This is a genomic window from Salinicola sp. DM10 (genome assembly GCF_017306975.2).
GTDB lineage: Bacteria > Pseudomonadota > Gammaproteobacteria > Pseudomonadales > Halomonadaceae > Salinicola.
The window spans coordinates 1,871,168-1,884,319 of the sequence record NZ_JAFLEN020000001.1 but is presented as its reverse complement, the minus strand read 5'-3'; the positions used below and the strand labels follow the sequence as shown (position 1 = coordinate 1,884,319).

14 protein-coding genes are annotated in these 13,152 nt (G+C 65.5%); 3 read left to right on the top strand and 11 right to left on the bottom strand.

The genetic code is table 11. The features are described 5' to 3' along the window. The first annotated feature begins 7 nt into the window (after positions 1-7). A complete protein-coding gene (locus J0A90_RS08375) occupies positions 8-1,072 on the top strand; it encodes an AbrB family transcriptional regulator (protein ID WP_233076615.1) in 1,065 nt (354 codons plus the stop codon). Between the two features lie 35 nt (positions 1,073-1,107). On the opposite strand, the gene J0A90_RS08370 is transcribed toward J0A90_RS08375, so the two are convergent. After that, positions 1,108-1,605: a hypothetical protein gene (locus tag J0A90_RS08370; protein WP_207033459.1), complete on the bottom strand. Its 498-nt coding sequence runs from the start codon at positions 1,603-1,605 to the stop codon at positions 1,108-1,110. Between the two features lie 435 nt (positions 1,606-2,040). On the opposite strand from J0A90_RS08370, the gene J0A90_RS08365 reads away from it, so the two are divergent. Continuing rightward, on the top strand, positions 2,041-2,763 hold the full coding sequence (locus tag J0A90_RS08365; RefSeq protein ID WP_207033457.1) for a GMP synthase: 723 nt from the start codon (positions 2,041-2,043) through the stop codon (positions 2,761-2,763). Between the two features lie 120 nt (positions 2,764-2,883). Here the strand turns inward: J0A90_RS08365 and J0A90_RS08360 are convergent, their stop codons facing one another. From J0A90_RS08360 to J0A90_RS08315, 10 genes are all read right to left on the bottom strand, one after another. After that, complete coding sequence (locus J0A90_RS08360) at positions 2,884-3,654, bottom strand: ABC transporter substrate-binding protein (RefSeq protein ID WP_207033455.1); 771 nt, start codon at positions 3,652-3,654, stop codon at positions 2,884-2,886. Between the two features lie 184 nt (positions 3,655-3,838). Next, entirely contained in the window at positions 3,839-4,957 is a 1,119-nt protein-coding gene (locus tag J0A90_RS08355; protein ID WP_035477099.1) for a succinylglutamate desuccinylase/aspartoacylase family protein, read from the bottom strand. Between the two features lie 76 nt (positions 4,958-5,033). Then, on the bottom strand, positions 5,034-5,855 hold the full coding sequence (locus tag J0A90_RS08350) for a transporter substrate-binding domain-containing protein (RefSeq protein WP_207033453.1): 822 nt from the start codon (positions 5,853-5,855) through the stop codon (positions 5,034-5,036). Positions 5,856-5,949: 94 nt separating this feature from the next. Beyond that, positions 5,950-6,681: an ABC transporter permease gene (locus J0A90_RS08345; RefSeq protein WP_207033451.1), complete on the bottom strand. Its 732-nt coding sequence runs from the start codon at positions 6,679-6,681 to the stop codon at positions 5,950-5,952. Beyond that, positions 6,669-7,385 (bottom strand): ABC transporter permease, encoded by a 717-nt coding sequence (locus J0A90_RS08340; protein ID WP_207033449.1) that lies wholly within the window; start codon positions 7,383-7,385, stop codon positions 6,669-6,671. Before J0A90_RS08340 ends, J0A90_RS08345 begins: the two co-directional genes overlap by 13 nt. 10 nt (positions 7,386-7,395) lie before the next feature. Further along, on the bottom strand, positions 7,396-8,166 hold the full coding sequence (locus J0A90_RS08335) for an ABC transporter ATP-binding protein (RefSeq protein ID WP_207033447.1): 771 nt from the start codon (positions 8,164-8,166) through the stop codon (positions 7,396-7,398). Between the two features lie 380 nt (positions 8,167-8,546). Further along, positions 8,547-9,530: a succinylglutamate desuccinylase gene (locus J0A90_RS08330; RefSeq protein ID WP_233076645.1), complete on the bottom strand. Its 984-nt coding sequence runs from the start codon at positions 9,528-9,530 to the stop codon at positions 8,547-8,549. A 201-nt stretch (positions 9,531-9,731) separates the two neighbouring features. After that, positions 9,732-10,760, bottom strand: a complete 1,029-nt coding sequence (locus J0A90_RS08325; protein WP_233076613.1) for an SMP-30/gluconolactonase/LRE family protein — start codon at positions 10,758-10,760, stop codon at positions 9,732-9,734. A 56-nt stretch (positions 10,761-10,816) separates the two neighbouring features. Then, a complete protein-coding gene (locus J0A90_RS08320) occupies positions 10,817-11,407 on the bottom strand; it encodes a lipocalin family protein (RefSeq protein WP_207033440.1) in 591 nt (196 codons plus the stop codon). Positions 11,408-11,729: 322 nt separating this feature from the next. Continuing rightward, entirely contained in the window at positions 11,730-12,170 is a 441-nt protein-coding gene (locus J0A90_RS08315; protein WP_035477092.1) for a hemerythrin domain-containing protein, read from the bottom strand. Positions 12,171-12,717: 547 nt separating this feature from the next. Between J0A90_RS08315 and J0A90_RS08310 the strand changes: the two genes are divergently transcribed. Then, a complete protein-coding gene (locus J0A90_RS08310; RefSeq protein WP_207033439.1) occupies positions 12,718-13,152 on the top strand; it encodes a hypothetical protein in 435 nt (144 codons plus the stop codon).

The window sequence follows — 13,152 nt, the reverse complement described above, 5'->3', positions numbered from 1 at the left end:
TCCCCACGTGTCTCGCTCTCTGACTTCTCTCTCCCCTATCTGGCGCTGGCTGCTGCTGGCGTTGGCCTGTGTCGCATCCAGCTGGCTACTCTCACTGGTGCACATGCCGGCCGGCGGGTTCATCGGCCCGATGGCGGTCGCCATCGTCTACGGGGTCATGGTGGGTGGGCTCGCGCTGCCACGCAGCGCCTTCAAGCTGAGCCAGGGCGTGGTTGGCGTACTGATCGCCCAGACGCTGACGCTGACGGTGCTGCGTCAGATTCTGGACGCCTGGCCGGTGATGCTGCTGGCCACCGCGACCACCCTGTTGTTGAGTCTGGCGGTGGGTATCGCGCTGGTGCGTCATGGCGGCCTGCCGGGCACGACTGCGGCCTGGGGCACCACCCCCGGGGCTGCCGCGGCGATGGTGGCGATGGCCGAGGAGAGCGATGCCGACCCGCGGATCGTGGCTGCGATGCAGTATGTGCGGGTAGTCTGCGTGGTGCTGCTCGGTGCGCTGGTCAGCCACTACCTGGGGGTGACCGACACCGGCGCCAGACACGCCGCACCGCTACCGGTCTCGGCCCGCGCCTGGCTCGATCTGCTGGCGACCCTGGCGGTGGTCGTGGCCGGCGTGTGGCTGTGCCATCGCCGCCTGCCGGCCGGGGCGCTGCTGGGGCCGGTGGCGCTGGGCACGCTGCTGCATCTTGGCGGGATGGTGGAGCTGAGCTTGCCGCAACCGCTGCTGGAACTGGCCTACGGCGTGATCGGGGCCTATGTGGGCCTGCGTTTCGACCGTGCCACGCTGCACACCATTGCCCGTGCGCTGAGTAAGATGATCCTGGCCTCGCTGGTGTTGATCGCGCTGTGTGCGCTGTCGGCGTGGCTGGTGACACTCTTGATGCATACCGCCTTCATCAGCGCCTATCTGGCGACCAGCCCGGGCGGGCTCGACTCGATGACGATCATCGCCATCGATACCCACGCCGACGTCGGCCTGGTGGTGGCGCTGCAGACCCTGCGTCTGTTCACGGTGGTCATGGTGGGGCCGGGTATGGCGCGGCTGGTGGCGCGTTTCGCACGGCCGAACTGAGACGAGCGTCGGCGGCCCTATCTAGGAGGCCCTGTCTACTGGGTACGCCAGTGCCAGCGTCGGCTCGGCGTATCGGGCGGGGTATGGCTGCGCACGCGGCTGACCCACGCCTGACGGGTGCCGTGGCGGATCAGATAGACCGTCTCGCCTTCACGTAGCGGCGGGTTGGCGGGGTCGATCAGAATCGCTTCGAACCAGCGCGAGAGATAGAACACCTGCAGCGTGCCGCGCACCGGATGCGCGGTGACCTGCACCGCTGCCTCGGCGCCGGTGCCGCGGGAGGGCAGTGAGCTTGCCAGCCAAGCTGGCATCAGTCCCGGGCGCAGCATCACGCTGACGGTCAGCAGGAGAACCAGGCTCAGGGTCAGAGCGACGGTCGGGGTGAGCAGCGGAGACTTGATCGCCACCGCCAGCATGAGTGCTGCGGGCACCGCCGCCGGCGGCAAGGCATTACCGCGGCAGAGCAGCAGCAGGGCGTAAAGACCCACACACAGTGCGGCCGCTTCCTGCAGATGATCGAACCATGGCGCCATACGTCACCCTGCTGCGTGAGTCACGCTCGCCTCTCGCGTGGGCAAGTCGTCGTTCTTCGATCGAGCCCCTGGCGACATTTCGGTAGTGGCCGCTGGCCAGCTCATGGGGACTCGCACTCTCACGTTAGAGGATAAAGATCGCCACTGGTGGGCTCCATACGAGAACGGTAAACAATTGAAGCTCAACGTAGCGGTCGAGAGGGATTATCGCCGCCGTTGTGGGACAATGGCGGCACGTCAGGCTCAGCCCGCAGCCCCGGTATGCAGCACCTCGGGGAGCCTCGCGCCCTGTACGGCGACGCGCGATAGGGGTCGCTGGCGGAGGCTGTCAGCAGACGTAAGCGAGGCATCGCCGGAAGATCGAGATCAGCTTCGGGTTCAGCAGAATATTGAGTCCAGATCACCAAGGTCAGAGCACGAGAAGAGGAGAGCTCCATGCGCATTGGCATCCTGCAATGCGACGATGTCGCCGAGCCGCTACGCGAGACGCATCGCAACTATCCCGAGCAGTTCGCTCGCCTGCTCGAGTCGCAGGAACCTGGGCTCGAGTGGCGTACCTGGCGCTGTCTCGATGGCGAGATTCCCACCCAGGCGGATATCGACGCGATCGATGCCTGGTTGATCACGGGGTCCAAGTACGGCGTCAACGATGGCGATGCCTGGATCGAACGGCTGTGCGAGTTCGTGCGTCTGCTGTGGGCACAGCGCCGGCCGCTGATCGGCGTCTGCTTCGGCCACCAGTTGATCGCCAAGGCGCTCGGTGGTGAAGTCGAGCGTAGTCCGCGTGGTTGGGGCGTGGGGGTGTCGTACAACCGTATCACCGCCCAGGCGCCTTGGATGACACCATCGCAGGAGGCACTCAATCTGCTGGTCAGCCACCAGGATCAGGTCGCCCAGTTGCCGGCCGAGACCCGGGTGCTGGCGGCGAGTGACTTCTGCCCGTTCTATCTGATCCAGATCGGTGAGTGCTTCCTCGGCATTCAGGGCCACCCTGAGTTCACCAAGGCGTACTCGGCGGATCTGATGAATTTGCGCGGCGACCGCATGCCGGCGGATCGGGTACGTGACGGGCAGGCATCGCTGGCCGACGAGGTCGACAGCGAGACCATGGCGCGCTGGATGCTGGCTTTCTGGCGTCAGGCCGGGGCGGGCGCCTGAGAGGTGTCGCGATGTGTCTCGAGTGATCTTTCGCCCAACGAAAAGCCCCGATCTTGGATCGGGGCTTTTCTCTTGCCGGGCCGCTTCAGCCGGAGGCCGATGCGGCGTCGGTAGCGGCGATCACTCGCCGGTCTTGAAGTACTTGTCGTAGATCTTGTCGTAGGTGCCATCCTGTTTCAGCGTGGCCAGGGCCTCGTTGAAACGCTCGGCGAGCTTTTTGTCGCGCGGGCGGAAGGCGATGCCGAAGCCCTCGCCGAAGTACTTCTCCGGCTCGGTGATCATGCCACCGATGGTCTTGTAGCTGCCTTCCTTGCTGTCGAGCAGGGTCGACTTGCCCACCGGGAAGTCGAGAAAGGCGATATCGACGCGACCCGCGTCCATGTCCAGCACCAGGTCGTCAGCGGTGGTGTAACGGCTGATCTTGGCCACGTCGCCGTACATGTCGGTGACGTAGTTGTCCTGCAGGGTGCCGCGCTGGACGCCGATGGTCTTGCCCTTGAGCGACTGGGGATAGATCGTCTCGATGCTGCTGCCGGCGGGCACGAACCAGGCGGAGGGCGGCTTGATGTACGGGTCGGAGAAGAGCACGGTGGCGCGGCGCTCGTCGTTGATCGTCATCGACGACATGATGGCGTCGTACTTGCGCGCCAGCAGGCCCGGAATGATGCCGTCCCATGCCTGCACCACCCATTCGCAGTCGGCCTTGATCTGCTTGCACATGGCGTTGCCGAGATCGATGTCGAAGCCGGTCAGCTCGCCGTCGGCGGTGCGGTACTCCATCGGCTCGTAGGGCACATCGACGCCGATGCGCAGATGCTCCTTGTCCTGGGCGTTGGCCGCGCCGGCGATCAGCGCGGCGCCGAGCAGCGTGGTGGTCAGCAGTTTTTTCATGAATCGCGTCTCTCTTGTGGTACGGGCGTTGTTGTTCAGTGGTCGCCTGGTCAGCGATGGCGTCCCGGCGTCGGCGGCCTCGTGAGCGATGCCGCACCGGTAATACGGGCCTGACGCTGGCAGCATAACCAATGCGCCGACGCTTGAATATCGGCGCCCGGCGATCCGACCAGCGTCAGTGGCCTCACGGCGCCAGCAGATAGCCGCTGCGATGGCTCTGGTGGCCGGCGATATCGGCCACGATCATCCCGGCCGTGGCCATGCGGCGCTGGGTTCGAGCATAGAACATGCCGCGCTGGGGCGCGCGGATCGCTTCGATGCGGTCGCTGATCGGGTCGATGATCTCGGCGATCAGCTGCCCCGCCTCCACCTCGACGCCGGGGGCCAGATGGAACACCACCAGACCGCCGATCGGTGCATGCAGGAAGTCCATCGCCGCCAGCTCGGTTGCCGGGTAAGCCAGCCCCGGCAGTGGCGGCGCCTCGCCCACGACCAGCCCGAGGTGGGTCAGCCAGTCGATGATCGCCTGGCTGTCGTGGGCCGCCAGCTCGTGGGAGACGTCCTGCTGCCCGCGCAGCTCGACGGTGATCGACTGGGTGCCGTAATCGATCGGGAAGCGCTCGCCGAAGCGCTGGCGCAGCGCTTCCCACACCAGGGTGAAGCATTCGTCGAACGACTGCCCGCCGGAGTCGGTGGCGAGCATGCTCGCCTTGGCACCGAAGTAGCGCGCGAAGGGCTCGAACACCGGCCACGCCGCCGGCGTGGTGTAGAGATGCTCGACCGCGTTGAAGTCGCAGTGCAGATCGAGCACGAAGTCGGCCTCGCAGGCCAGGCGCTGCAGCGTCAGGCGCAGCGAGTCGAGGCTGGTCGTCGCCGTCTGGGATGCCAGGGCGGCGCTGAAGCGCGCCCGGATCAGACGCCGGTTGGCGGCGATATCGTCGCTGAGTTCGGCTTCCAGGCCATCGGCCACCTGGTCGACCACATCGACGTAGTGGCGGTTGAAGTTCTTGAGCGTCTCGAAGTCGTAGCGGCCCAGCGCGGTATCCATCAGCTGCTGGTCGAGACCGATCGGGTTGGCCACCGGCACCACGCTCACCCGGCAGGCGAGACGGCCGTCGCGTTCGAGTTCGGCCAGGCGCTGCTTGAGCGTCCAGGCGACCATCATGCCCGGCAGCTCGTCGGCATGCAGCGAGCCTTGCACGTAGACGTGGCGCTCGGCGTCGGCGGGCCCGAAGTGAAAGCTGTCGAGCGCGCGCTCGGTGCCCGGAACCGGGCCGATCAGGGGGTGTCTGCGGTGTTCCACGGGGAGTCCTCGGCGCGGAGTGGCGGCATGCGGCGCACCGCCCGTGAAGGCGGCGCGCTGGCGCATCGGGGGGCGCTTACTGGGCGCAGTCCTGCTGGCTGGGGCGCACGGACAGGTCGTAGTCGAAGTACTGGTGCATCAGCTTGTCGAAGGTGCCATCGGCGTAGACCGCGCAGATCGCCTGGTCGAACTTCGCTGCCAGCGCCTTGTCGCGCTTGCGGAAGGCCATCGCGGCGCCCTTGCCGAAGATCGAGGTCGGCGTCTTGATACTCGGCCCGACCTGCTTGTAGGGGCTGTTGTCGCCACGGAAGTCGATGGCGTCGACGGCGATCGGGAAGTCTTCGAAGGTCAGGTCGAGACGCCCGGCCTTGAGGTCGTTGACCACGTCCTGGGACGAACCGTAGCGCTGGATGTCGAGCACGTCGCCATACTCCTGGGTGACGTAGACATCGCGGATGGTGCCGCGCTGTACGCCCACGGAAAGGCCCTTGAGCGAGGCCTTGTCGGCGATGTCGATATTGCGGTCACGCGCGGTGATCCAGACGCTCGGGGTGTTGTAGTAGGGCAGCGAGAACAGCACCTGGCGCTCGCGCTCCGGGGTGATCGCCATCGACGACAGGATGGCGTCGTACTTGCGTGCCAGCAGGCCGGGGATGATGCCGTCCCAGGGTTGTTCGACCCAGGTGCAGTCGAGCTTGGCGCGCTTGCACAGCTCGTTGCCGAGGTCGATCTCGAAGCCTTCGAGCTGGCCGTCGGCGCTGCGCATCACGAACGGCTCGTAGGGCACGTCGATACCCAGACGCACGGTCTGGTTGTCGTCGGCCAGCGCCGGGGTCGCGGCCAGCGGCGCGGCGATCAGGGTGGCGGTGATCAGGGTCTTGGTGATCCAGTTGGTCATGGCGTCGGTTCTCGTTGTGATCGCAGGTGTGGTTGTTTTGGTCATGACTATCGTCGTGATGGTCGTCGTGATGGCATCACGGCTGCCACCGCGCTCAGGCGCCGCGCGGTCGCAGGTGGGCCAGCAGGCGTTTTTCCAGCCGGCGGAAGACGAACATGATGCTGAAGGTCAGGCACAGATAGATCAGAGCGACGAAGATGAAGGCCGGGAAGGGGGCATAGAAGCGTGCGTAGACGTAGTATGCCGCCCCGGTCAGGTCCATGATCGTCACCACGCTGGCCACGGCGCTGGCGTGGAGCATGAAGATCACCTCGTTGCCGTAGGCCGGCAGCGCGCGGCGGAAAGCGCTGGGCAGGATGATACGACGCATCATCAGTCCCTTGGACATGCCGTAGGCACGTGCCGCCTCGATCTCGCCCTTGGCGGTGTTCTTGATCGCGCCGCGGAAGATCTCGGTGGTATAGGCCGCGGTGTTCAGCGTGAACGCGATCAGCGCCGGGTAGAAGGCGTCCTTGAAGACCTCCCAGAAGATGGTGTCCTGAATGCCATTGAAGAACACCACGCCGTAGTAGACCAGATAGAGCTGGATCAGCAGCGGGGTGCCGCGGAAGACGTAGGTGTAGGCGTAGATCGGCCACTTGATCCACCACCGCTTGGAGCCGCGGCCGATCGCCAGCGGTACCGCCAGCACGATGCCCAGCAGCAGACACAGAAATACCAGCTGCACCGTGGTGACCAGGCCGTTCCAGTAAAAGCCCAGGGTGTTGGCGGTGAAGATCGCATTGCCCGCAAGCAGTTGGGTGAACCAGGCGTTCAGTTGGTCCATTCGCTGGCCTCCCCGAAACCGGTGCTGTAGCGCTTGCTGAGCTTGGCGAAGCCCCACTCCGAGAGCGAAGCGATGAGCAGGTAGATCCCCGCCACCGGCAGCATGAACAAGAACGGCTCATGGGTCGCCTTGGTCGCCTCGGCGGCGACCCGCACCATGTCGGTCAGGCCGATGATCGAGACCAGTGCGGTGGTCTTCAACAGCACCATCCAGTTGTTGCCGATCCCCGGCAGCGCATGGCGCATCATCAGCGGAAAACGCACGCGGCGAAACGCCAGCCACGGGCTCATGCCGTAGGCGCGGGCGGCTTCCATCTGGCCTTCCTCGACCGACTGGAAGGCACCCCGGAAGGTCTCGCCCATGTAGGCCCCGAAGATCAGGCCGATGGTAATGACCCCGGCGACGAAGGCATCGACGTTGATGAAGATATCGACATCGAAGGCGTCGTAGAGCTGATCGGTGAGCATGTTGATGCCGATCTGGCCGCCGTAGAACAGCAGCATCATCAGCACCAGATCGGGCACGCCGCGGATCAGCGTGGTGTAGAGGGTGCCGATGGCGTGGATGGCGCGATTGCGCGAGAGCTTGGCGCTGGCCGTGAGCAGGCCCAGGATCACTGCCAGCACCAGCGACAACAGCGCCAGTTCGAGCGTGACCATGGCGCCTTCCAGCAGCCGCGGGCCGTAGCCTTGCAGGTCGATCATGATGGCCGCCTCAGTGCTTGGGCGCCAGGAACTGGCGCAGGCGCTCGGAGCGCGGGTTGTCGAGGACCTCGGCCGGCGTGCCGGACTCTTCGATCACGCCCTGGTGCAGGTAGATCACCTGGCTCGAGACATCGCGGGCGAAGGCGATCTCGTGGGTCACCAGAATCATGGTGCGGCCCTCGTCGGCGAGCCCGCGCATGACCTTGAGCACGTCGCCCACCAGCTCGGGGTCGAGCGCCGAGGTGGGCTCGTCGAACAGCATCACTTCCGGATCCATCGCCAGCGCCCGGGCGATCGCGCCGCGCTGCTGCTGGCCGCCCGACATCTGGGTCGGATAGTAGTCGGCTCGCTCCAGCAGGCCGACCCGGTCGAGCAGCGCCCGGGCTTCGTCGATGGCCTGCTTGCGCGGCTTCTTGAGCACGTGCACCGGCGCCTCGATGACGTTCTCGAGCAGCGTCATGTGCGACCACAGGTTGAAGTTCTGGAACACCATCGAGAGCTTGGCGCGCAGGCGCTCGACCTGTTTCCAGTCGGCGGGCTCGCGGCCGTGCTTGGTGGCGCGGAAGTGGATCGGCTCGTTGTGCACGATCAGCTCGCCTGCGTCGGGCTGTTCGAGCAGGTTCATGCAGCGCAGGAAGGTGCTCTTGCCCGAGCCGGAGGCACCGATCAGGGTGATGACATCGCCCTTGTGCGCCTCGAGAGAGAGGCCCTTGAGCACCTCGTGGGAGCCGAAACGCTTCTTGATGTCGCGCGCCTCGAGCGGAATGGGGGTCGTGGCCATGTGGTCGTCCACCGAATGGGTTGGCTGGCGGGGCCGGCGGCGCGCTCGGGTCTCCGGCTCGCGAAAGTCGGGGTGAGCGGGGCGGCTCCCTGCCGGGCTGAGAAACGAAATCCCGGAATGGGCGCTAAGAAAAATGCGGCGATTCTATCAGCTTCGGCGCCGGGTGCCAGAGACCTCTATAGAGGCGGGCGGCGCAGGCCGGCCCGAGACGGTGGAATGGCGATAGGCATGTGACATTCAAAAGTGCTCCTGCGGCTATGTTGTCGTTGTTGGATATCCGCGTGGGATATCGTCACTGTCGATCGTTCTGGAGAACCGACCTTGGCGATCGTTAGTGGTCGGTATCGTCAGTGGTCGGTATCTTCGATGATCGTTCGGACTCAATCGTCGCCGGGGGCGGCGCAGGGCCGCACCAGCAGCGCTGCGCGGGCGTGGAGTTCGACCCGGGCGTTGGGAAAGACCACCGCCAGCGGCTCGGTGCCGACCACGAAGCCGCCACCGGTGTCATCCTCGCTGAGCCGCGTGCCCGGGGCGAATTCGGTGAAGTTGGCGACATCCTCGGCAAAGGTAAGCCGAAACGAGGGATGATCGCGCATCAGCTCCACCGCGACCTGGAAGAAGCGCAGCGCCTCGACATCACCTGCATCGGGTGCCCGCCCCGCAGCCAGGCACGTCAGCCAGTGGCGCATGCCGTCGAGGGCGTCGAGATCGTTGGCACCGAACGGGCGCACCTTGCCCAGCTCCAGGGTATAGGCTTCGGCGGAGTGATAATGGCGCGAATAGTGCGAAAAGGTCCAGCTGTGCTGATGCTGCAGCAGCACCGCCTGCATGTCGGCGGCGGCCAGCGCCGACCAGTGCGAGGTCGGCTGGTGCTCGGTGAACGGCACCACGGCAAAACGCGGGTAGCGGCTGTCACGGATGGCGGTGTGCATGTCGAGATGCAGCGGATGCGCCGGATGACGAGCATAGAAGTCGTCGACCAGCTGCATGAGCTGGCGCGCGCGTTCGGGCTCGTCGCCGTCGGTTGCCAGGTCGCGCCGGAACAGCCGGTTGAGATTGGTCTCGACGAAGCGCGTGCAAGCGCGAATCGCCGGCAGGTTGCCCAGAATCACCAGCAGCGGCGCGCCGAGCGTCACCGTCCCGGCTTCGAGCGCGGCGAGCAGCTCGCCCACCAGCTCGATCGGCGCGGTCTCGTTGCCGTGGATACCCGCCGAGATCACCACGCTGCGCGCCTGCGGCGCGGGCCGGGTCGGGGTCAGCTCGAGCACCCCGGGGGCGAGTGTGCGATAGCGCCCGCCGGCGAGCTCGCCCTGATGGGGGCCGGTGTCGCCGTCGAGGGTCAGCGCCAGCCAGTCATCGAGCAGGGACATGAGCGTCTCGCGCGCGCGGAAAACGAATACCGGGTTCGATCACTCGGGGCCTCGGTGTGACGGGGTGTGCACTCAGATTACCCGCTTGCCCGGCGGCGACAAGCGCGGCCGTCGATAGACTGAAAAAGCGCGGCCGCATCTTGAAAGCGCCGTGACCGCCAGGCTGACCGATACCCACCCGCGCCACGTCTCGGCTCAAACCCCGCGGGCGTTGGTATAAAGGGTGTAGATCGAGCGGCTGGCGGTCATCAGCAGGCGGTTGCGTTGGGCGCCGACGAAGCACAGGTTGGCGCACACCTCCGGCAGGCGGATACGGCCGATGCGTTCACCGCCGGGGGCAAAGATCGAGACGCCGTCGCGTCCCTCGCCGCCGGAGACGCTCGCCCACAGGTTGCCATCCCTATCCAGGGTGATGCCGTCGTAGGTCTCGTCGTGACTGGAGACGATCATCTCGCGCGCGCCCAGCGCGCGGCCCTGCTCGGACAGGGCGAAGCGCGACACCGAGGCGGGCAGCTCGGGGAAGTGCGAGGGGGCGGTGTCGCTGGCGTAGAGGTAGCGGCCATCGGCGGAGAGCGCCAGGCCGTTGGGTTTGGCCAGTTCCTCGGTGAGCTTCAGCGGCGCATCAAGCGTGTCGTCGATGTAATAGATCGCCGGTGCCAGCTGCAGCGGGCGTTTGCTGCCTTCGTAATCGACATGGGCGCCATAGCCGGGGTCGGTGAAGATCACGCCGTCATTGGGCAGGATCACCAGATCGTTAGGGGCATTGAGTGGCTTGCCCTGGAACGCGTTGGCGAGCACGCGGACGCTACCGTCCCACTCGTAGCGCACCACCCGCGCCGGCGAGTGTTCGCAGACGACCAGACGCCCATGGTGGTCGAAGGCGTTGCCGTTGGCATGGCCGACCCCTTCGCGCAGCACGCTGACGCTACCGCTGGCTTCGTCCCAGCGCATCTGGCGGGCGCGCGGGATATCGCTGAACACCGCGTAGCGTCCGACCGCGTTCCATGCCGGCCCCTCAAGCCAAAGACCGTCGGACCAGTGTCGTTCGAGCGGGGTGTTGAACAGATAGTAGGGCTCGAAGCGTGCATCCAGCACCTCCCAGGCGGGATCGGGATAGCGGCTCGGCGTCGGGCCCGCGTCCTGCGCCCAGGCGGTGGGCGAGAGCGCAGCGGTGGCGGCGAGCGCCGCACCGGTACCGAGGAAATGGCGACGGTTCATGTCCATATGGCGAAGCTCCTTGACGGCGAAAGCACGGGGCCTGGGTGCAGGTTGCGCGGGCGTCAGCCCGCCGAGGGGTGGCCGGGCTGGGGCGGACAGTGTGCCGGGTCCTGCTCGACGCTGATCAACTCGTCGACGGGAAAGTCCAGCGCCTGGGCTCGGTCGAGGTAGGCCGAATAGGTCGCCGCGGGCATGGTCGGTTGGCGCGAGAGTATCCACAGGTAGTCGCGATCGGGGCCCGCCACCAGCGCATGCTGATAGTCCGGATCGAGCGCCAGCACGCTGTAACCGGCATAGAAGGGGCCGAAGAAACTGACCTTGAGATGCCCGACATCCGGCTCACCGGCGAAGCTGGCACGTCCCTCGGCACTCTCCCAGCGCTGCTCCTTGGGGTCATAGCCGCGGTTGATGACCCGAATGTCGCCATCATCGCGCAGGCTGTAGTTGGCGGTGACGCACTCGAGACCCGACTCGAAGCCATGATCGAGGCGGGCGATCTCATACCACTGGCCGAGATAGTGGTCGATGCGAAAATCGGTGACCGGCTGGGTGCCTTCCGGCACACCGGTGCAGCCGGCCAGCAGCGTGAAGGGGGCGAGCCAGGTCAGGCGCGGATAACGGGGCAGACTCGAGGGTAACAGCACAGGATCCATCCTTGTTGAGCGGCAGCGTCACCACGGCTCGGCGCGGCGTAGGTTCGCCAGATCCTAATAGATTGCCCAAATGAGACAAAGTTGCAATGCCGGGCGATCCCCTCGGCGTCGCCAAGGCTGCCGGCAGAAGGCGCTGGCGTTAGCGCGGTAAGCGATAGCGGAGGCGCAGCGCGCTGCGAGGCTTGCGGGAAGAGACTCGTGAGCGGCGGACGGTAGGGAATGAAAGGAAGAAAGATGGGGAATAGATAGAGGAGGGCAGAGCTTTCAGCGCGGCGTCGCCGCCCCAGGGAGAGAGGGCGGCGACGCCTGCCGAAGCGGTGGCTCAACTGGCGCGGCGAGCCTCCATCTCCTGCTGGTAGGTCTGGGCCAGCGAGGTTTTGTCGGCATCGCCGAGCACGCGGCCCGCGAGCTGGAAGACTTCCTGTTCCTCTTCTTCCAGATGGTGTGTCACCAGATGCTGCAGCTTCTTGGCGCTCGCCAGCCAGCCCGGAGAGTCGTACTCGGTGCTTTCCAGCGTCTCGATCAGCTCATCGATTTCGTGATGCTCGGCGACGCTATGACGCGCTTTCTCCTGCGTCATATCGTACTCCATCATCGGGATATAGAGCGCGCGCTCCTCGGCGGCGGCGTGGTTCTCCAGCTCGGCGCGCAGGCGCTTGAACAGCTCGTCGCGGCCTTCGCTGTCGCCGTGGGTCTTCACCAGCAGCTCCAGCAGCTGGCGCTGCTTGTCGTGACTTTCACGCAGGGCTTCGAAAATGGTCATGGTCTTCCTCATCCTTGGGGTCGTCCGGGGGTAGCATGATGGGTCGCGGTGCCAAAGCCGCCGCCGCGCATCGCCGAGCGGTCACAGCCCGCAGTGTCGATGCGCCGCATCATGCCTGTAGGTTAGGTCATGCTCGGCACACCCGCACGTCCCGGTCGCCCGGCATCCTCGCCATCTCGCCGTCACACGGCGGCATCGCCGGCGAATGGCCAGCGCTGCGCGACGCTTTGCCTCGCCGGTTTTCTACGTTTTCTCCGCTCGGCTTAAGCGAGTCAGTGCGTGAGCCGGCGACCGTGGGCGGCGGTCTGATTTCTCTTGACGCTTTGATGACGATCTTTGGCAGGTTTATCGATGAGATAAAAATGATACAAGCTGTTATTTTAGGAGTGAGAAGCCCAGGTCGCGCCGGAGGAGCATCTCCACAAGGGATGGCGTGGTAGACCAGAATTGCGGCAGCGCGGCGGTCAATTTCGGAGTCGAACGTGTCCTTGGCGATGAGCAAACCAACAATAAGCCTCCAGGGGATCGAGCTGCGGAGTCGCATCACATGCGACCAACGCTGATCGCCTGTCTCTGCCTGGTGGCGGCGCTTCTCTTTACCGTCAAGAGCCGTGGCGACGACCCTGTGGTGGTCCTGATCGCCAATCCCTCAGTCATTCAGACCTCTCTATCGCTGGAAACCGTCAGAGCGATCTTTGCCATGCGTCAACGCACCCTGGCCGATGGTCAGGCGGTGCACGTCTTCGTGCTACCGGACGGCGCCCCGCTGCACGAGGCTTTTGCCAAGAAAATTCTCGGCGTCTACCCCCATCAACTTCGCCTGGCCTGGGACAGGGCCGTCTTTTCCGGTACCGGACAGGCACCGAACGAAGTCACCACGGCGTCGGCGATGCTCAAGGCCGTGGCCTCGACCCCCGGCGGTATCGGCTATGTCTATCGTTCAGAATTGACGAATCAAGTTCGGGTGCTCGACATTGAATAA